We start from the raw sequence: 19,239 nt of genomic DNA, 5'->3' as shown, positions 1-19,239 counted from the left end.
ACTTGTGATAGAATCTACCATCGTAGCTTAAGCGGAGGTAAAGTGTTTTGAATACGCTCGTAGTAGTTAATCCAAATGCCAGTCATGGTCAAGCAGGCCGTGAGTTTGAAAGCTACATCTCCGAACTGATTCGCGAAAAACTTGGTGATTATGACCTACACATAACGACGGGTATAGGCGATGCTCTGCAGTTTGTGGCTCTTAACAGCGGCTACGAGAGAATAATAAGTGTTGGCGGAGATGGGACTCTGAATGAGGTCATAAACGGAATGAAAGCTGGCAATTCGGGAGCTTCTATCGGCATAGTCGCCGTTGGCTCAGGAAATGATCTCGCGAGAGCCATAAACCTTAAACAAGACTACAGAGAAATGGTGAAAATAGCATCTGGAAAGAGAATTCGCGAGATCGACCTGCTAAGGGTAAACTTCAAAGATTTCAACGGCACTAATTCAACTAGATATGCCGTAAACGTTGTTGGAGCAGGTTTCGATGCGGCAATCACTAACAGAATGAACAAATCGAGATTCAAGACCAGTGGAAAGATGGCATACTTGCTTTCCTTTCTGATCGAATTCATCACTTCGAGAACTTATCCGCTAAGTTTCACCATTGACGGAGAAAAGTTCTCGGACAGATTCTTTTTTCTTACTATGGCAAACGGAAACTACTTTGGAGGAGGAATGAGAATCGCCCCCAAAGCACTTGTGGATGATGGGCTCATGGACATAGTTGGTGTCTCAAAGATGTCAAAGCTCCGTCTTCTTTACCACTTCCCGAAGATCTATCGCGGTGAACATCTAGTCGTAGATACAGTAAGCTACAGAAACGCCAGATCTATTTCTGTCATAAGCGACAGAGATGTAATTATTCAGATGGATGGGGAGGTTGTCGGAACCCTGCCCATGGAAATCTCCATTTGCGACAAAGCTCTAAAACTGGCTTCAGCGTAGGACTCTCAGATTCATTATTGCACTGTCAAAAGTAAGATATGAGCTGAAGTCAAATGTTGAACCCTCAAACACATACTCTTTGTCTCCGGTATATGACAGATCTGTTCTAATATTCCGTATGGCAGCATTAGCTTTCAGAATAGACCTAATACCGTCTGGGATAAAAACCTCTGAGTTGATAATGGCAGCATTGACTTTAGTATTTGAGGGGCCCACTTCAGGTATAATCAATTTTGTCTTAATAACAGCCCCGTTCAACTTCAGTTCGTCAACTTTCAGCTCAGCCAGATTGAACCTGCCATTCATTACCGCGCTGTCAAACTTGAGCACATAGTTATAATCTGGGTTCAGCTTAATCACAACGGTACTTGTTCCAAGCCAAGAGACGTTTGAATCAGGTCTTATCACAAACCTTTGAGATAGCTGCGTACTATCCTCTTCAATCCTGAGATCGGTGCCTCGAACTGAATATTCGACTACCGCAAACGTTGAAGACGCTACATCTTCCATCAATGATTCAACAGTAATGTTAGCCATCGCAAGGTTGAGTAGAATCTCAATGCTTCTGGAAGACTCAGAAGCTTCAAGTGTCACAGAATTCCTAACGGCTTTCTCGCCCGAGAGAAATGGCGAGGGCCAAAAGAATATGAACAGCACAAAAGCGACAATAAGCAGGACATTAACGTATCTGATCCAGCGAAGGGCCTTTACGCTCGAAAGAATGCTTAACCCGACCAGGACAAGAATTACCGGCCAGTAATTTGCGAGATTGACCAGGGCATTGAGAAGTGTGTCTCCAGTGAACAATCCAAAGATCAGCAAGACACCAACCAAGACGAAAATCAATCCCATCGCAATTCTCATATAATCAGCTCCTGCTTACGGACTTATAGATTACGAACCCTCCACCTGCTATCAATACTATTCCAATAACAAACTTCCAGAATATCCCGCTGAAAATGTTCCAGGGAGTGAATGACCCCAACAAGAGTGCTATGCCAAAAACAATGAGAAGCCCAGCAATAATCAGCTTGCTTTTGTCATCCGAAAGCACCTCTTTCTCTCCCTCTTCTATCGGCTTACCCTCCTCATCCATTATCACAACATTGTTCTCTTTGTTGATTGGAGCCCTCGGCACTATGAACATGCCGATGATATAAATCAACAAACCGGCTCCACCTGCAAAAACAAGTGCAACAAAGACCAATCTTACGATCACCGGATCGATTCCTAAATACTCCCCTATTCCTGCAGCCAGACCGTCTATCACTTTGTCCTTTCTAGACTTGTAAAGCCTCTTCTCTAAGCTCACATAACCACCTCCCACGATGACTTCTGTGCAATAATACTACAAAAAACTCATACATCATAATACAATCTGATCAATTTCCACAAACACTAAGCCGAATGCGATTTCGAACAGTTTTCGTGTGAATAGTTTTTCGCTTCTGCAAAGCCAAACATTCAGATTATCCAATCATGGCNNAGCAAAACTATTTTAATCACCCTCCTTCAAAGATAACTGCTTTCATTCAAACATGACTGGGTTTTGAATACAAGTTCATGGATGATACACTGTAGTTAAACGATTAACTAAACGTTTAACTAGAAATCGAGTGAGGGTCGATGAAATGGCTAATATGAAAGATGTTGCCAAACATGCTGGAGTATCGGTCGCCACAGTGTCAAACGTAATATCTGGGAAGAAGTTCGTGAGTCCTGAACTAAAAAGCACTGTCCTTGAATCCATAAACGCCCTTCAGTACAGACCAAGTAAAATTGCAAGAAGTCTGAAAATTCGAAAGTCATTCCTGGTTGGACTTCTGGTTCCAGATATAACTAATCCGTACTTCGCAGAAATTGCAAGAGGCGTGGAAAGCATTGCCCTCGATCACGATTATCAGATGTTTCTTTGCAACAGCGACGGAAAGAGTTACAGAGAAGAAGAGACGTTGATTTCCTTCCTTGGCCACGGAGTTGATGGTGTGATCAATGTTGCGCCCAGAATGGAAGAGGGGCTTCTAGCAGATCTCTCAGATGGAATGCCCATGGTGATTCTTGACAGGCATCTCACAATCGAGAATCCACTAATTGACGTAATCTACACGAATAATTTCAAAGGTTCTGCTCAATTAGCCAGACACTTACTAAACAAAGGCCACAAAAGATTCGCCTGCATAGCAGGGCCAAGAGATGTGCCCAGCGCAGTAAGAAGGCTTCAGGGATTCTGCAGCGAGCTCGAGAGAGATGGAATACGCAAAGGAGATATAAGAATCTATTACGGTAGCTTCAAATATGAAGACGGATTCAAGATAATGAAGCAGAAAATATTGAAACTTAAGAACAGACCTACTGCTGTTTTTGCCGGGAATGACATGATGGCGTGGGGGGCAATCGAGGCAGCAAAACAGCATGGTTTAAAGATTCCGATAGATATCTCCATCGCGGGGTTTGACAATGTTCTTTACTCGTCACTAGTAATCCCGGCGATGACGACTGTGAATCAGCCGAAGTATGAAGCCGGAAGGGCAGCAATGAAGTTGCTTCTTGAGAAGATAATGAAGAAGCAGAGTGGTGAAGATGTCCACACGAGAAAGATAGAGCTGGATTCACAGCTTATAGTGAGGGAATCAACTGAAATATGACAAATCAATGGAGGTGAAAGAATGAAGACAAAGGGTATTCTTCACAACGATCTTGCAAGAGAAGTGGCAAGACTTGGCCACGGCGACATGTTAGTTATTACAGACAGAGGGTTTCCATTTCCAAGGCACGAAAACACAATTTGCATCGATGTATCGGTAGGAAGGGATCTCCCCAGGTTCGTAGATGTCGTTAAGGTCGTACTCGAGGAACTTGAAATCGAGAAGGTAATTATTGCTGACGAAACCAAATCGGTAAGCCCCGAAATCTATTCACAACTGAAGGAAATTGTTTCGCAAATCAAGAACAAGGGGAACGACATAGTAGAGGAGAATATCCCTCATCCAGAATTTAAGGATCTAGTTCTAAATGGCAGTCTCCAAGGCAAAGAAGTCAAAGTATTCGTGAAGACAGGAGAGTTCACTCCCTACGCGAACATCATACTCGTTTCCGGAGTAGATTTCTAGATATTTTCTCTATTCATCGATCAAGGATACTGTTTTGCAGCTGCGCCGAAAGACAGAGAGGTGGTAATCGTGAAAAGAAACAAGGAAGTTCTTGAAGAAATATTCGAAATCGATAAACCCATTATTGGAATGATACACCTGCGTCCCCTCCCAGGTTCGCCAAGATATGATTCTGCCAGGTTTGGAATGAAGGAAATACTCAAGATCGCCGTTGAAGAGGCAATAACCATGGAGGATTGCGGCGTCGACGGACTTCAAATAGAGAATATCTGGGACTTCCCTTATCTCAAGGGTGAGAAGATCGGTCATGAAACCTCAGCAGCCCTGGCAGTGGCGACTCAGAAGGTTCGGGAAGCCGTCAGAATTCCAGTGGGAGTGAACTGCCATCTCAATGGAGGGAAGGTTTCGCTTGCAGCGGCTGTTGCAGCAGGAGCCAGATGGATAAGAGTCTTCGAATGGGTGAATGCATATGTTTCTCACGCCGGTTTGACAGAAGGTATCGGGGCAGAACTCGCAAGATACAGAAAACTCCTCGGCGCAGAAGACGTCAAGTTCATGTGCGACGTCAATGTCAAGCATGGAAGCCATTTCATCATTTCAGACAGAAGTGTGGAGGAACAGGCCCACGATGCAGAGTCTGAAGGCGCAGAAGTACTAATAGTTACTGGATTTGAAACAGGACAAGCACCCGATGCTGAGAAAGTAAGGAGTTTCAGCGATACCGTTGGCGTTCCCGTAATAATCGGCAGCGGCCTAACGGAAGCTAATGCGAGTGAGTTGCTGAAATTTTCTGATGGAGCGATTGTTGGCAGTTACTTCAAGAAAGACAACAACTGGAAGAATCCTGTGGATCCCGACAGAGTGAAGAAGTTCATGAAAAGTGTCGAGTCTCTTCGAAGGGAGGCTAAAGATGGTTGATTTCGACTTCAACGGAGAGATTCTGTGCATGGGAAGTATGAATATGGATCTTGTTATGGTAATGGACAGCCTTCCAGAGCCAGGTGAGACAGTTCTTACGGACAACTTCAGTACCTATCCGGGCGGTAAAGGTGGCAATCAGGCGGTCGCGGCTGCAATGAATGGCGCCAAGGTTCAGATGTTCACTAAACTCGGCGGTGACAGATTCAGCGTAGAGTTGGTTAATTTGATGAGTGAAAAGGGAGTCGACACTTCCAGAATTCTCAGAGATCCCGAAAGAACAGCCGGAATAGCAATGATACGAGTTGATAAGAAGGGCCAGAACTCGATTTCATTCACTCCAGGCAGCAACGCATTACTCTCTCCCGCTGATGTAGAGAGGAACTCGGATCTCTTCCAATCGGGAAGAATTCTTTTGCTAACAATGGAGATAGCAGAAGAGACTATCTACAGGGCAATAGAAATCGCTCACGAGAAAGGCATGTTTACCATTGTCGATCCTGCGCCTGCCCCAAGACAGGGATTTCCCGATTCCATTGCATCTTTGGTTCATCTCATAAAACCAAACGAAACGGAGGCGAGGATACTCACCGGTATAGAAGTACGTGATAAAGAGTCGGCACGTGATGCTCTTGAGAAACTTAGGCTGCTGGGTTTCAGATTGCCGATAGTTACTCTGGGCGAAAAGGGCATCGTGGGCCTCGATGAAGACTGCTTTATAGAGCTTGATCCCTTCAAAGTTAACTGCGTTGATACTACTGCTGCTGGAGATGTTTTTTCCGGAGCGCTGGCGGCAGCCCTTTCAAAAGGTGAAAGCCTGAGACAGTCTCTAGCATGGGCAAATGCAGCTGGAGCGTTAAGTACAACAATTTCCGGTGCTCAGACTTCTATCCCTTCGTCAGAGAGCGTACGGGATTTGCTAGGAAAGCGGGTGTAAGAAGTGCCTGAAACTGTGCTGAAGCTCGAAGGAATCCATAAATCTTTTGGAGGTATACACGCACTGAAAGATGTAAGTTTCGAACTTGCCGAGGGCGAAGTTCACGCGCTTCTTGGGGAGAACGGCGCTGGAAAATCAACGTTAATCAAAATCCTTACCGGTGTCCACAAAATGGATTCCGGATCGATTCAAGTGAGAGGGAAAAGTGTGACGATCGAAGACCCTGTCGATGCTAGGCACAAAGGAATCGGCGCAATATATCAGGAGCTTAGTCTGGTGGACTCTCTTACGGTTGCTGAAAACATTTTCCTTGGCCACGAGCCAACAAAGTCTTTCTTTGGCTCCATCAAAAAGAGAGAGCTTCTGGATAAAGCGGCAAAGTATCTTTCCTCCTTTGCAATTGCTGTGGATCCGAGTGCTTTTGTGGGCGATTTGGGACTTGGCAAGAAAAGGATAATAGAAATCATCAAAGCTCTCTCTATCAATGCGAATATTCTTCTTCTGGATGAACCTACAACCGGTATGAGCAGAGCGGAAATTGACACACTCTTCAAAATCATGGATGACCTGAAGAAGAAAGAAGTAAACATGATCTACATATCTCACCACCTAGATGAGGTTTTTCGCGTTTGTGATAGGGCGACTGTATTAAGAGACGGCCAGAACGCTGGAACATTCGACATTCGTTCGGTAGATCTGAAAACGCTTGTAAAATCAATGCTGGGAAGAACGCTCAAAGAGGAGTTCCCCGTTCGAGAAGGGACTTCATCAGAAGAGATGCTCTTTGAAGTGAGAGAGTTCAGAACAGAAAAGATGTTTGCTCCAATCAACTTCTCTCTGAGAAAAGGGGAGATACTGGGAATTACTGGAATAATTGGCTCTGGAAAGAGTGAGATAGCACTTGGACTCTTCGGAGCCGACAGGTCTGTGCAGGGTAATATTTCGATCGCAGGCATGGCCGTAAGTCTGAAGTCGCCTGATGATGCAAAGAAACGCGGCATTTCCTTCATCCCTGAGGATCGAAAGGGCCAAGGTCTTTTTCTAAGGCTTAACGTAGAGCACAATATCTGTGTTGCAAATATCGATCTTGCCATTAGCAAAGGGGTAGTTTCCAACAAGAAGAAATCGCAGCTCGCAAAGGATACATGTGAAAGGTTGAGAGTACGTCCGCTAGACATAAAGATGGCAGTCCAAAATCTTTCCGGCGGTAATCAACAGAAAGTAGTTATTGGGAAGTGGCTATGCGGTGAACCCGATATCCTGATTCTAGATGAACCGACCCGCGGAATCGATATTGGCGCAAAGACTGAGATCTATTCTCTGATAAATTATCTTGCCGACCGTGGCACGGGAATTCTAATAATGTCTTCTGAGTTCAGGGAGATGAGTGCGATCTGTGATCGAATACTTGTTATAAGAAAGGGTGAAATAGTAGGAGAGTTAGTCGGTAAAGAATCGTCAACAGAGCAGTTATTGACACTGGCACTTGGAGGTTAGGGCAGATGGAAAAGAATATCGAGAAAACGGATAGATCTGCGTTTTGGGCAAAATTTCTGAAGATGCTCAAAGGAGAGTTGGGACTGATTCTAATTCTTGTGATCCTGATGGTAGTCTTCTCAGTGATATCTCCCTTCTTCTTCAATTCCAGAAATCTGCTCAATATAACCAGGCAGGTGTCGATAACCCTAATAGTCGCCATCGGAATGACCTTCGTCATCCTAACTGGAGAGATAGATCTTTCTGTAGGTTCTTCCGCGGCATTGGTAGGAGTTGCAACCGCAGCGGTTCTGACCGCTACGGGCTCAATATTTATTGCTATGATTGCGGGATTGGCTATGGGAATCGGTATAGGGCTTACAAATGGCGTTCTCACCGTCTACGGAAGAGTTCAATCCTTCATAGTAACGCTTGCAATGATGGGAATTGCGCGAGGAGTAGCGCTAGTGTGGACGGGAGGAAAACCAATATCTAGATTGCCGGTTAATTTCGGTATAATGGGCGCTGGTTATCTCGGTCCAGTGCCGGTATCAACGATTATTGCCGCCGGGGTCTTCGCTCTTGCCTTCTTTGTACTGAACAAAACCAAACATGGTATATATGTTAAATCGATCGGAGCTAACAAAGAAGCTGCCAGGTTATCAGCAATTCCTGTCAAGAAGTACAGGGTGCTTGCTTTCGCAATTTCCGGCCTCACGAGCGCCCTTGGTGGCATTCTCATAACTTCCAGATTGCTATCGGCGCAACCGAACGCTGCAGAAGGGCTTGAGATGAATGTCATCGCTGCGGTGATACTTGGCGGAGCCTCCCTTTCAGGAGGAGTGGGAACCGTGTTGGGTACACTCCTGGGAGCCATGGTAATAGGTGTTATTGATAATGGAATGAATCTAGTTGGAGTTTCATCGTTCTTCCAGCAAATCGTTAAAGGAGTCATAATACTCGTTGCCGTACTGGCAAAACGTAGTGATTAAGATTACCTATCAAAAAGGAGGGGTAACATGAAACGAATGCTTTTGGTAGTTTTGATGGTTGGATTGCTGGCACTAACTGGCCTTGCGGCCAAGACCATTGGATTCTCAGTTTCCACGCTGGCGAATCCCTTTTTCGTAACCATGAAAGAGGGTGGAGAGGCAAAGGCAAGTGAACTTGGGTTGAAACTGATCGTTCTAGACGCACAGGACAAACCGGAAACTCAATTTGCTCAGATTCAAGATCTAATAACGAGAAGGGTTGATGTACTTATCATCAATCCAGTTGATTCAGATGCAATAGTCTCGGCAGTTCTTGAAGCAAATGCAGCCGGAATCCCGGTAATTACAGTTACAAGACCTTCGAATGGAGGAGTTGTGGCGCAGCATCTTGATATTGATAATAAAGAAGCCGGAATGCTGGCCGCAGTCGCCATGGCAGAGGCTCTTGACGGAAAAGGCAGAGTTGCGATTCTTGAGGGAATTCCCGGTGCGCCCTCGTCAGTAGACAGGCAAGCCGGTTTCATGGACGAGATGAAGAAGTACCCCGGTATTGAAGTCGTCGCATCACTGACAGCAAATTACTCAAGGGAAGAAGGCGCTAGAGTCGCTGACGACATTCTACAGGGGAACCCTGTTCTGGATGGAATTTACGCCCACAATGACGAAATGGCTCTGGGTGCTGTAAGATCGGCGATTGCCGCAGGAAGGCTGAATGAAATCAAGATCGTCGGAATCGATGCGACTGACGATGCAATTGCTGCAATTAAGGCTGGAGAAATGATTGCAACAGTTCAGCAGCAGCCCTACCTGCAGATGGAAATGGCAGTGATTGCGGCTCAGAGAATCATCAACGGTGCAAGCGTCGAACCAAAGGTTATCATTCCACTGAAACTAATAACTATTGACGTTCTTGAGTAAGCTGCAATTTCCTTGGAGAGCGGCGAGATGCCGCTCTCTTTTTTTATTCTTCGGTGACTCTTCATCTATCACGAATGATAAGTAATATATCAAAGCAAAGCCAACTGATTATTCGCTTCTTTTGATCTTGTGCAGTTAGCTTCAGATTCTGTACCAAGTGTGATAAGAGACCCTTCATGAGATCTAGCGAAATCGGCTTGATTCTGGACCTTTCCTTTAATCTCAACTTAACATGACCGTTCAGTCATGTTAGCGAAAGGTGTGTCTGGTAATGTATAATATGACTGATCGGTCATATGACTATCTGGTCATTAGGAGGTGAGTAGATGCCTACAGAGACATTTTTCAATTTGCCTGACGAAAAGAAGGAAAGAATAATCGAAGCAGCCGTAGATGAATTTGCCGAGAATGGTTTTGAAAACGCCAAGGTAAATGAAATAGTAAGAAAATCCTCTATTCCTAAAGGTAGTTTTTATCAGTACTTCAGAGACAAGAGTGATATCTTCAAGTATATACTGGACATTGTTTTCGAAAAGAAGATGCAGATGATGACCGGTATAAGAGACTCTCTTGAGAGATCAAGCATTTTCGAAATTCTGAGAATTATGGTTGGAGCCGCAATCAAGATGGCCGAAGATGATCCCCGGCTTTCAAAAATCAGCGATGATTTGGTCGCAAACAAATCATTGATGAACAAAATCCTGGGAGAGTACTCTCCCTCAAGCAACGACCTGATCAGTTCTTTGATTAAACGGGGAAAAGATACCGGTGAGATCGCTGAGTGGGTCGATCCAGAAATGGCTGCGAAGCTCATCACTGCCTTTATGCTCTCGCTGAGCGAAATGGTCAGATCCGACAGTGAAGGAATGCTTTCAGAACGAGCAAGAGATAAGTATCTTTCACTTATCAAGCTGCTCGAATACGGCATGAAAAGGAGAGAAGACTATGATTGAAGTCAATAACCTATATTATTCGTACAGTAGAAATACGGAATATGCGGTAAAGGGCATTTCATTTGAAGTAAAAGAAGGTGAAGTTTTCGGCTTCTTGGGTCCTAACGGGGCAGGAAAGTCGACAACCCAAAAGATATTGACCGGCCTGCTACCCCTCCAGAAGGGCTCTGCAAGGGTTATGGATGTAGATGTTTCAAAAACCACCTCAGAATTCTATAACAGGATCGGCGTATCTTTCGAAAATCCAAATCTTTATCTCAAGCTAACGGGTCTCGAAAACCTTGAATACTTTGCTAGCCTTTATGATGTACCCACAGCAGATCCAATGAATTTACTGGAAATGGTCGGTCTCAAAGAAGCTGCTAAAAAGAAGGCAGGGGAGTACTCGAAGGGAATGCAGCAAAGACTTGTCTTTGCCCGTTCTCTCATTAACAATCCGAAGATCTGGTTCCTTGACGAGCCCGTATCGGGGCTCGATCCCTCGACTTCCTCATCAATAAGAAAGGTTATCAAAGAAAAAAACACGGAAGGCACCACGATATTCCTAACGACTCATAACATGCATGTAGCAGATGAACTGTGTGATAGAGTGGCATTTATAGTTTCTGGAGAGATCTCCCTCATCGACTCTCCAAGGAACCTGAAACTGAAGTACGGGAAACGTCTGGTAGAAGTCGAGTACAAAGCGAATGGTTCACTAAGAAAGGAAAAGATCTCGCTGACCCATCCGGCTGACAGAGAAAGACTAAATTCTCTGCTCAACTCTGAAGTAATCGAGACGATTCACTCTAAGGAGGCCACTCTCGAAGAGATATTTATAAAAGCAACGGGAGAGGAGTTGAGATAATGAGACTCTTCACTAACACGCTGAAAGAGATCAAACTCGGCTGGCGAAGCCACTTCTTTCTGCTTACAGTAGGGTTGGCAGTCGCCTACTTTCTGTTAATGACTTTCTTGATTCCAGAAGATCTCTCAACTGACACACAACTAGTCCTAATGGTAGAACAGGAAGAGTTGGCTACTACTATGGGGCTCATCGAAGAAGACACTGAGATTTCGCTTTCATTCGCAAAAGATCGGGAAGAACTTGACAAAATGATGAACAGAAATTTCAATAGCATCGGTATTGTTATAGGAGGGGACCGGTCTTATCCATCAGTAGAGCTCGTGTTCCAGGGTCACGAAACCGCTGAGACAAGAGAATTCTTGAAACTCCTTGTATCGAGTTATCTTGCCGGGTCATTCAACTCAATTTCCGACAGCAACGTTGAATACCTACAGGAGATACAGGAGACAAGAGCAGAGATTCCTTTGAACAAATCCTTTCTTCCGGTATTCCTCATGTTTGAAGCAGTAATGATGGGTATGATAATGGTATTCGCAATGATATTTAGTGAGAAATCACAGAGCACTCTGCATGCGTACTCAGTTACTCCGGGAAAAATCTGGGAATATCTGGGGGCAAAGGTAATTCTTCTGGTAATCTTGGGAGTGATCTTCACACTGATACTCACCCCTCTAACGGTAGGCCTAAAAGCGAGTTTCCTTCCGCTCATTGTAGTTGTTGCCGTCGGAAGTTTTCTTTCATCATCCGTCTCACTAATTGCGGCCAGTTTCTACAAGAATCTTTCACAATCGATGGCAGCAATGCTCGCACTCACAGTTGTTTTCTCTCTGCCAATGCTTTCATATTTTCTGGATGGGTTTTCTCCCTGGTACTTGAGAGTCCTCCCAACCTATCCAATTCTCTTCTCCTTGAAGGCCGCTGTATTCCCCGAGCTAGGTTATGTTGAGACGTCCGCCGTTGTCCTGGTGACAATTGAAGCAGTTGCTGCCTTTTTGATAGCAGTAACCACCTACAAACTCCGACTGAGAAAAGGTTAGGAGGTAGAGAGATGAGCATTAAGAGAATATTTAATATCTTCAGAATCGATGTTGTAAATGGTAGCCGGGATAAGATGGTAATATACATACTACTTGCTCCAATCATTTTTTCATTCTTCTTCAGAGTAATTACGCCCGGGTTTCAAAACCTTTCTCTGAATTTCGTTACTATCAGCGAACAGGAAGAGACTGCGGAGACCTTAAAGAAGTTCGGCGATATTGAATTCGCTATATCTGAAGCTGAATTGAAAGAAAGAGTCGGAGGCACGAGCGATGTTGTCGGCCTATATTATGACGGAGAATCATATAACCTCGTTTTTCAAGGAAATGAATCGAAAGAAATCGAAGAAGCTGCGAAACTAATTCTGTCTGGAATTCAATTCGATGTATGGAGATCGCTCGAAGTGGAGGAGAGCGATAGAGGAAGACTCGTTCCTCCGATCACTGTATTTGGTTTCAGCTTTGTGGTCATTATTTCTTTTGTTCTTGGCGGTATGATTATAGGATTCAACATAATAGAAGAGAAAGAGTCCGGAGCCATGAGGGCTCTCATGGTAACTCCTATCACAAAGAATGAACTCATTTTCGGCAGAAGCATTCTGGGTGTGCTGATCCCTCTTGTCCATGCACTGCTTGCCGTTCTGATTTTCGACATACCCGGCATTGATCTTCTTAAGTTGATTATCGTAACCATTACTAGTTCAATAATTGGAGTCGTAGTTGGTTTCCTTATCGGCGTTATGTCCTCATCACAGATGAGCGGGATTGCAAACATGAAGATCAGCGGTTGGCTGCTTTTAATGCCCGTAATTCTTGCTTTCATCCTTCCAGAAGGAGCACAGATCATATTCTACTGGTCACCGACCTATTGGTCATTCGTTTCGTTGAGAGATATTCTGAATCAGAGTTCAAACTGGGCCAGCTTCGCCCTCCAGATCCTTTGGATCTGCGCGACAACTGCCGTAATATTCATTCTAATGAAGAGCAGAATCAAAAAAGGACTTCAAACTTACCTCAATTAGGGCGGGGTTCGCATCCCGCTCGTTTTTCATTTTTCACTTAAATATTTTTATGGGGCAAAAAATTAAAGGCATCTATCGATTATTGTTACGACACTCTTCTAAGCGCTCCAGGAACGATCTGGGATGATTATCCTCCGTATAGTGAAAACAGTGGAATCCAATGCTGTTTCTCACAAAATTCTTCCGTTTTCCTCCCGCTACTTTGCCAAATTATCATGCAAGAATTGAGTTCCATTTTAGCTATAATTTTAGAGAATAGGGGAAATTCGCCCTTTTCTTCGTACTACATCTGTGAGATTCAATATAGACGAGAGGTGAGTAATATGATTGAAGGCAAAGAAGTCTCCTCCGCGGGTCAGTTAAGATATGGCATGGTAGGCGGTGGCGAGGGATCTTTCATTGGCGACGTTCACAGAAAGGCAATAGCGATGGACGGTCTTGCAAAGCTTGTTGCTGGCTGTTTCTCGATCTATTACGACGACACAGTTAGAACCGCGAAGAAACTCTGTGTTTCTGACGATAGAGTCTACAAAGATTTCAAGGAAATGGCCTCCAAAGAGTCTGCTAGAGAAGATGGAATAGACTTTGTGAGTATCTGCACCCCAAATGCTACTCACTTCCCAATCGCAAAGGAATTTCTCGAAGCAGATATTAACGTTGTTTGTGAGAAACCTCTTACTGTCGATGAATCAGAAGCAAAAGAGCTGGCGGCTCTTGCGAAAGAGAAGAATCTTCTCTTTGCGGTCACCTACGCTTATTCCGGTTATGCAATGGTCAAACATGCCAGAGAAATGGTACGTAGGGGCGATATTGGAGAAGTCCGAGTTGTCATGGGCGAATATGCTCAGGACTGGCTGGCAACAAGGTTGGAAGATACTGGTAATATGCAGGCTTCCTGGAGAACAGATCCTTCTCAGACGGGAAAGTCGAACTGTGTCGGTGATATTGGCAGTCACATTGAAAACACTGTTTCTTATATTACGGGGTTGAAGCTAAAGTCCATCTGTGCCAGTCTTGACTCATTCGTTCCCGGAAGAACTTTGGATGACAACGCAGAGATTCTCGTCAGGTTCGACAATGGGGCTAGAGGAGTCTTCTGGGCATCACAGGTTGCAGTAGGACATGACAACGGCCTGAAGATAAGGATATTCGGAAGCAAAGGTTCAATCGAATGGGAACAGGAGAATCCAAACTACCTGAAGGTAGCATATGTAGGAGGGCCGGTTCAGATACTCTCTAGAGGCGGAGGTTACATGCTCCCGTCTGCGGCAAACATCTCCAGAATACCTGCGGGACATCCAGAAGGTTACTACGAAGCTTTTGCGAACATATACAGGAATTTCGCAACGACTCTTATAAAAAAGAAAAATGGGGAAGATCTGTCTGACGCCGACTTCCCCACAGTAGAGGACGGTCTGGCAGGAGTTAGATTCATTGGAAAAGCAGTCGAGAGCTCCCAGAAGGGAAGCGTCTGGGTAGATCTGTAGTCAGGAGGTTTTGACATGGGAAAAAGACCAGTTACATTATTTACAGGCCAGTGGGCCGATCTCACTTTCGAAGAAATCTGTGAAAAGGCCAGTTCATGGGGATATGATGGTTTGGAGATAGCATGTTGGGGCGATCATATGAATCTCGAAATGGCTGCGAAGGATCCAAAGTACGTCGATGAAAGAAGGCGAATCCTCGAAAAACACAATCTGAAGTGCTGGGCCATCGGAGCACACCTAATGGGGCAATGTGTAGGTGATCTGTACGATGTCAGACTTGACGGCTTCGCACCGGCAAGCTGTGGAGGAAGTCCCGAAAAGATTCGAGCATGGGGCATCGAGCAAATGATGTACGCACCAACGGCCGCGAAGAACATGGGCTGTTACACAGTGACCGGCTTTACGGGTTCTCCAGTATGGAAGTTCTGGTATTCATTCCCCCAGACAACGGAGAAAATGGTGGAAGATGCTTATCAAGAGATAGTTGATCTCTGGACGCCGATTTTCGATAAGTTTGACGCCGAAGGAATTACCTTCGCTCTCGAAGTTCATCCCACTGAGATTGCATTCGATTATTACACTGCCAAGAGGTTGTTGGAAGTATTCAATTACAGAAAAACGCTCGGGTTCAATTTCGATCCAAGCCACCTTATCTGGCAGGGAGTCAAACCCCACCTTTTCGTAAGGGACTTCGCTGAAAGGATCTATCATGTACACATGAAGGACGCCGCAGTGACCCTCGACGGCAAAGCCGGAATTTTAGGATCAATGATGACCTTCGGTGACACTAGACGCGGATGGAACTTCAGGTCGCTCGGTCACGGTGACGTTGATTTTGAAGAGATAATTAGAGAACTGAATAACATAGGTTATAGCGGCCCCTTATCAGTAGAATGGGAAGACAGTGGAATGGAAAGAGAGTTCGGAGCGAAAGAAGCAGCCGATTTTGTGAGAAAAGTTGACTTTGAGCCTTCAAACGTCGCTTTTGACGATGCAATGAGAAGTTGAGGAGTGACCTAATGGGTGATGCCCTAATAAAGACCCAAGGAATTTCAAAGGAATTCTCAGGGGTTAGAGTTCTCGACAATATAGACATCGAGATAAACAGGGGAGAAATCTTCGGGATAATCGGAGAAAATGGCGCCGGTAAGTCTACGCTTGTCAAGATTCTCAGTGGAATCTACACACCCACAGAGGGAAAGGTCTTCTTTGAGGGTAATGAAGTAGATATCAAGGACCCCTTGCATGCAAAAGCGATAGGCATCTCCATGATTCCACAGGAATTCAATCTGATCAACGAACTCAACGTCTATGAAAACATCTTTCTAGGTAGCGAAATTACTCGTAAGGGCTTTCTTAACAAGAGAGAGATGAAGAAAAGGACTGTCACGCTTCTGGAGGAGCTCAAGAAATCAATACATCCCGAGGAAAAGATTGAAAGGCTAAGCGTAGCCCAAAAGCAGATGGTTGAAATAGCAAAGGCAATTGCTTTTAATTCTAAGCTATTGATAATGGATGAACCGACAACAGTCTTAACTCTAAATGAGATTGAGACCCTCTTTGACCTAATGAGAAATCTCAAAGAAAGCGGTGTCACGATCATCTACATATCTCATAAACTTAAGGAAGTCAAAGAGATCTGCGATAGGGTTATGGTTCTGAGAGATGGAAAGACGATTAGCATCAGTCAAACTGACGAGGCAGATGAAGAAGAAATGGCAAGGAGGATGGTTGGTCGTGAACTGAGCCAGGTCTTTCCCAAGAAGGTTTCACCCTCTGAAGAGATTGTCTTTGAAGTTGAGGGTCTATCTTTGCATGGCCTTCTGGAAGACATTTCCTTCGGCCTTCGCAAAGGTGAGATTCTCGGCTTTGCTGGTCTGGTGGGCGCCGGAAGGACTGAGCTTGCCGAGACGATCATTGGTATCAGAAAGAAAGACTCCGGCAAGATCAGCATCAACGGAAAATCAGTCGAGATTAGGTCTCCTATCGATGCCGTGAAGAACAAAATAGCTTACTTGTCTGAAGACCGCCAGGGAAGCGGAGTTCTCACTTCGTTCGACATGATAAAGAACACCACTCTCATTTCACTGCCTTCCTACTCTAAGATACTTATTAACAACAAGTTGGAGAAGGAAAAGACAAAGAAGTACGTTGACAAGTTCAACATCAGGGCAGCATCTCTGAAGACGAGGCTGGAGTTCTTCAGCGGTGGTAATCAGCAGAAAGTGTCTCTCGCCAAATCCCTCGATCCGGAGCCCGAAATATTCATCTTTGATGAACCCACAAGAGGAATTGACGTTAACGCGAAGAGAGAAATATACAGATTCATAAACGAGCTAGTTAGGGAAGGTGTATCCTGTATTCTGATCTCCTCTGAACTTGAAGAAATCATGGGCATGTGTAATCGCGTGATCGTTATGAGAGAAGGGAGGATTATGGGAATCCTTGAAGGAGAACATATCAACGAAGAGGAGATAATGCTTCACGCCACTGGACTCAAGGGGGTTGCTTAGATGGCAAGAGAGAATGTCCGTAGACGATTCGAATACGAGAAGTTTGGTCCGTTAATAGCTCTTGCGATTCTGTTCGTGATATCCGCTTTCGCCAGCCCGTATTTTCTTCAGACTCAGAATCTTCTAAATATTTTGAGGCAGGTTTCTTATACTGGAATCATAGCGCTAGGTATGACCTTCGTTATAATTTCGGGAGGAATCGATCTTTCGGTCGGCTCGATGGTTGCACTGGTCGGTGGAATTGTTATCCTTGCACTGAACTGGCTTCTGGGAGTTTTTGGTGCAGGCGGGGAAGCATGGGCCATATTCTTTGCCCTTCTCATCGGGCTGCTTTTCGGTGCTGGACTTGGAGCTCTTAACGGATTGATGGTCACCCTTGGCAAGATAGCACCTTTCATTGCTACTCTAGGTACCATGGCCATATTCAGATCGATGGCGTTGTATATAGGAAGTGCCGGTGTATTCAGATCGCAGAGTAGGCTCTTCCCGGATCTTGGAATGGGGAGAATTCTAGGAATTCCGAACCCCGTTATCGTTTTCATAAGTCTTGCGGTAGTCTTTGCCATAATACTCAATAAGACACGTTATGGTAGGTATCTTTGTGCTGTGGGCTCCAATCCGAAAGTCGCAAAGTATTCTGCAATAAAGGTAAATCTAACGAGATTCATGTCATACGTAGCAGTCGGAATAACCGTAGGATTCTCTGCTGTCTTTCTCTCGGCAAGATTGAATTCTATGAGTTCCACTAACGGCGGTCTCAATTATGAACTTGATGCCATTGCAGCAGTCATAATCGGTGGAACACCTATGACAGGTGGTTCGGGTTCGATTTTTGGAACCGTAATCGGAGCGATCACTCTTGGAATAATAAACAACATGCTGAACATGCTAGGAGTCTCACCGTATCTGCAAGGAACGGTCAAGGGAGTAGTAATAATTGGCGCGGTCTTGATACAGAGAAAGAGAGCTCAATAACCCCGTTGGGGCCAAAGGAAATAGGAGGTGTTTTTTGTGAAAAAGGCATTAGTTCTCATGATCCTTGTAGTGTTTGTACTCTCGGCTTTTGCAATGGCCGCCGAGAAGATTAAGATTGGTGTCGCCATCCCGAGTGCAGATCACGGCTGGACAGGTGGAATAGTGTGGTGGGCACAGAGGGCAATAAAGGACTGGAACGAAAAGGATCCCGATGTTGAGTTCTTCCTGGTCACTGCCGATTCACCCGCGAAACAGGTTGGAGATGTTGAAGACCTCATGGTAAAGGGCATCGATGCTCTTGTAATTCTTGCTCATGACTCCGAACCACTCACGCCGATAGTTGAGAAAGCGTACAACAGCGGGGTATTTATTGTCTCCGTCGACAGAGGTCTCACCAAGCCTGTCGAAAACGTGTACGTTGCCGGCGATAACCCGGGACTTGGAAGGGTCTCCGCCGAGTGGATGGCAGAAGCTCTTGATTACAAAGGCGATATAGTGGTTCTAGAAGGCATTCCATGTGTAATAAACAGCGAAAGAGTCGATGCATTTAATGAAGTAATGGCTAAGTATCCAGACATAAGAATTCTCGATTCCCAGCCCGCTTACTGGGATACAGCCCGCGGACTGGAAATCATGGAAAACTATCTCCAGAAATACCCAAAGATCGACGCCGTTTGGGCACAGGATGACGACGTTCTCGTTGGAGTTCTTCAAGCCTACAGGGAGTCAGGAAGAAATGATATCAAGCTCTTCCTCGGTGGCGCTGGATCAAAGGAAATGATAAAGAAGATCATCGACAATGACCCTCTCGTGAAAGCAGATGTCACATATCCGCCGTCAATGATCGCTACCGGTATTTCGATGGCTGTATTCGCAATGAGGGGCCATCCACTGGAAGGATTCTACCAGCAGCAGATTCCTTCTAAGATAATTCTCGCCGCAGAGCTTATTACAGCTGAAAACGCCGAACTCTACTACGAACCTGATTCGATATTCTAGATTTTTTGGGTCAGCAAGATATTCCCGGAGATCTTTGATCTCCGGGTTTTTTGTTGGTAAAGACAAAAGGCATTGTCAAATCCCTTTTCTTGAGTTTATCACTTA

Annotated in this window: 19 protein-coding genes; 17 read left to right on the top strand and 2 right to left on the bottom strand. The window is 45.0% G+C overall.

What is annotated here, in order from left to right:
• The first annotated feature begins 47 nt into the window (after window positions 1-47).
• Window positions 48-950 carry a diacylglycerol/lipid kinase family protein gene (locus B3K91_RS11780; RefSeq protein ID WP_214060353.1) on the top strand — a complete coding sequence of 301 codons (903 nt, stop codon included), beginning with the start codon at window positions 48-50 and terminating at the stop codon, window positions 948-950.
• Here the strand turns inward: B3K91_RS11780 and B3K91_RS11775 are convergent.
• Together B3K91_RS11775 and B3K91_RS11770 are read right to left on the bottom strand one after the other, a co-directional pair.
• On the bottom strand, window positions 942-1,814 hold the full coding sequence (locus B3K91_RS11775; protein ID WP_292589461.1) for a hypothetical protein: 873 nt from the start codon (window positions 1,812-1,814) through the stop codon (window positions 942-944). The genes B3K91_RS11780 and B3K91_RS11775 overlap by 9 nt on opposite strands.
• 4 nt (window positions 1,815-1,818) lie before the next feature.
• Window positions 1,819-2,262, bottom strand: coding sequence for a PspC domain-containing protein (locus B3K91_RS11770; protein WP_214060355.1), 444 nt, complete (start codon window positions 2,260-2,262; stop codon window positions 1,819-1,821).
• A 319-nt stretch (window positions 2,263-2,581) separates the two neighbouring features.
• On the opposite strand from B3K91_RS11770, the gene B3K91_RS11765 reads away from it, so the two are divergent.
• From B3K91_RS11765 to B3K91_RS11690, 16 genes are all read left to right on the top strand, one after another.
• Window positions 2,582-3,595 (top strand): LacI family DNA-binding transcriptional regulator, encoded by a 1,014-nt coding sequence (locus B3K91_RS11765; protein WP_292589458.1) that lies wholly within the window; start codon window positions 2,582-2,584, stop codon window positions 3,593-3,595.
• Between the two features lie 21 nt (window positions 3,596-3,616).
• Complete coding sequence (gene rbsD / locus B3K91_RS11760) at window positions 3,617-4,060, top strand: D-ribose pyranase (protein WP_099829912.1); 444 nt, start codon at window positions 3,617-3,619, stop codon at window positions 4,058-4,060.
• A gap of 69 nt (window positions 4,061-4,129) precedes the next feature.
• Window positions 4,130-4,978: a BtpA/SgcQ family protein gene (locus B3K91_RS11755; protein ID WP_214061081.1), complete on the top strand. Its 849-nt coding sequence runs from the start codon at window positions 4,130-4,132 to the stop codon at window positions 4,976-4,978.
• The gene (gene rbsK, locus B3K91_RS11750; protein ID WP_214061080.1) at window positions 4,971-5,915 is read left to right on the top strand and encodes a ribokinase; all 945 of its coding nucleotides are present in this window, start codon (window positions 4,971-4,973) and stop codon (window positions 5,913-5,915) included. Before B3K91_RS11755 ends, rbsK begins: the two co-directional genes overlap by 8 nt.
• A gap of 3 nt (window positions 5,916-5,918) precedes the next feature.
• Entirely contained in the window at window positions 5,919-7,412 is a 1,494-nt protein-coding gene (locus B3K91_RS11745; RefSeq protein WP_292589454.1) for a sugar ABC transporter ATP-binding protein, read from the top strand.
• Between the two features lie 5 nt (window positions 7,413-7,417).
• Complete coding sequence (locus B3K91_RS11740) at window positions 7,418-8,383, top strand: ABC transporter permease (RefSeq protein ID WP_214059967.1); 966 nt, start codon at window positions 7,418-7,420, stop codon at window positions 8,381-8,383.
• A gap of 27 nt (window positions 8,384-8,410) precedes the next feature.
• Window positions 8,411-9,301, top strand: a complete 891-nt coding sequence (locus B3K91_RS11735; protein WP_214059966.1) for a substrate-binding domain-containing protein — start codon at window positions 8,411-8,413, stop codon at window positions 9,299-9,301.
• Window positions 9,302-9,627: 326 nt separating this feature from the next.
• The gene (locus tag B3K91_RS11730) at window positions 9,628-10,254 is read left to right on the top strand and encodes a TetR/AcrR family transcriptional regulator (RefSeq protein ID WP_214059965.1); all 627 of its coding nucleotides are present in this window, start codon (window positions 9,628-9,630) and stop codon (window positions 10,252-10,254) included.
• The gene (locus B3K91_RS11725) at window positions 10,247-11,101 is read left to right on the top strand and encodes an ABC transporter ATP-binding protein (RefSeq protein ID WP_214059964.1); all 855 of its coding nucleotides are present in this window, start codon (window positions 10,247-10,249) and stop codon (window positions 11,099-11,101) included. The genes B3K91_RS11730 and B3K91_RS11725 overlap by 8 nt, the downstream gene beginning before the upstream one ends.
• On the top strand, window positions 11,101-12,138 hold the full coding sequence (locus tag B3K91_RS11720) for an ABC transporter permease (protein WP_214059963.1): 1,038 nt from the start codon (window positions 11,101-11,103) through the stop codon (window positions 12,136-12,138). Before B3K91_RS11725 ends, B3K91_RS11720 begins: the two co-directional genes overlap by 1 nt.
• Window positions 12,139-12,149: 11 nt before the next feature.
• On the top strand, window positions 12,150-13,160 hold the full coding sequence (locus B3K91_RS11715; RefSeq protein WP_214059962.1) for an ABC transporter permease: 1,011 nt from the start codon (window positions 12,150-12,152) through the stop codon (window positions 13,158-13,160).
• Between the two features lie 323 nt (window positions 13,161-13,483).
• Window positions 13,484-14,647 (top strand): Gfo/Idh/MocA family protein, encoded by a 1,164-nt coding sequence (locus B3K91_RS11710; RefSeq protein WP_214060831.1) that lies wholly within the window; start codon window positions 13,484-13,486, stop codon window positions 14,645-14,647.
• A gap of 15 nt (window positions 14,648-14,662) precedes the next feature.
• A complete protein-coding gene (locus B3K91_RS11705; RefSeq protein ID WP_103134710.1) occupies window positions 14,663-15,655 on the top strand; it encodes a sugar phosphate isomerase/epimerase family protein in 993 nt (330 codons plus the stop codon).
• A gap of 11 nt (window positions 15,656-15,666) precedes the next feature.
• Window positions 15,667-17,160, top strand: a complete 1,494-nt coding sequence (locus B3K91_RS11700) for a sugar ABC transporter ATP-binding protein (protein WP_214060830.1) — start codon at window positions 15,667-15,669, stop codon at window positions 17,158-17,160.
• On the top strand, window positions 17,161-18,135 hold the full coding sequence (locus B3K91_RS11695) for an ABC transporter permease (protein WP_214078519.1): 975 nt from the start codon (window positions 17,161-17,163) through the stop codon (window positions 18,133-18,135). It abuts the gene before it with no gap.
• A gap of 36 nt (window positions 18,136-18,171) precedes the next feature.
• Window positions 18,172-19,134: an ABC transporter substrate-binding protein gene (locus B3K91_RS11690; protein ID WP_099829892.1), complete on the top strand. Its 963-nt coding sequence runs from the start codon at window positions 18,172-18,174 to the stop codon at window positions 19,132-19,134.
• The last annotated feature ends 105 nt before the right edge of the window (window positions 19,135-19,239 follow it).

Source organism: Mesotoga sp. UBA5847, from assembly GCF_002432735.1.
Taxonomy (GTDB): domain Bacteria; phylum Thermotogota; class Thermotogae; order Petrotogales; family Kosmotogaceae; genus Mesotoga.
This window is presented reverse-complemented; position numbering and strand designations above follow the sequence as displayed.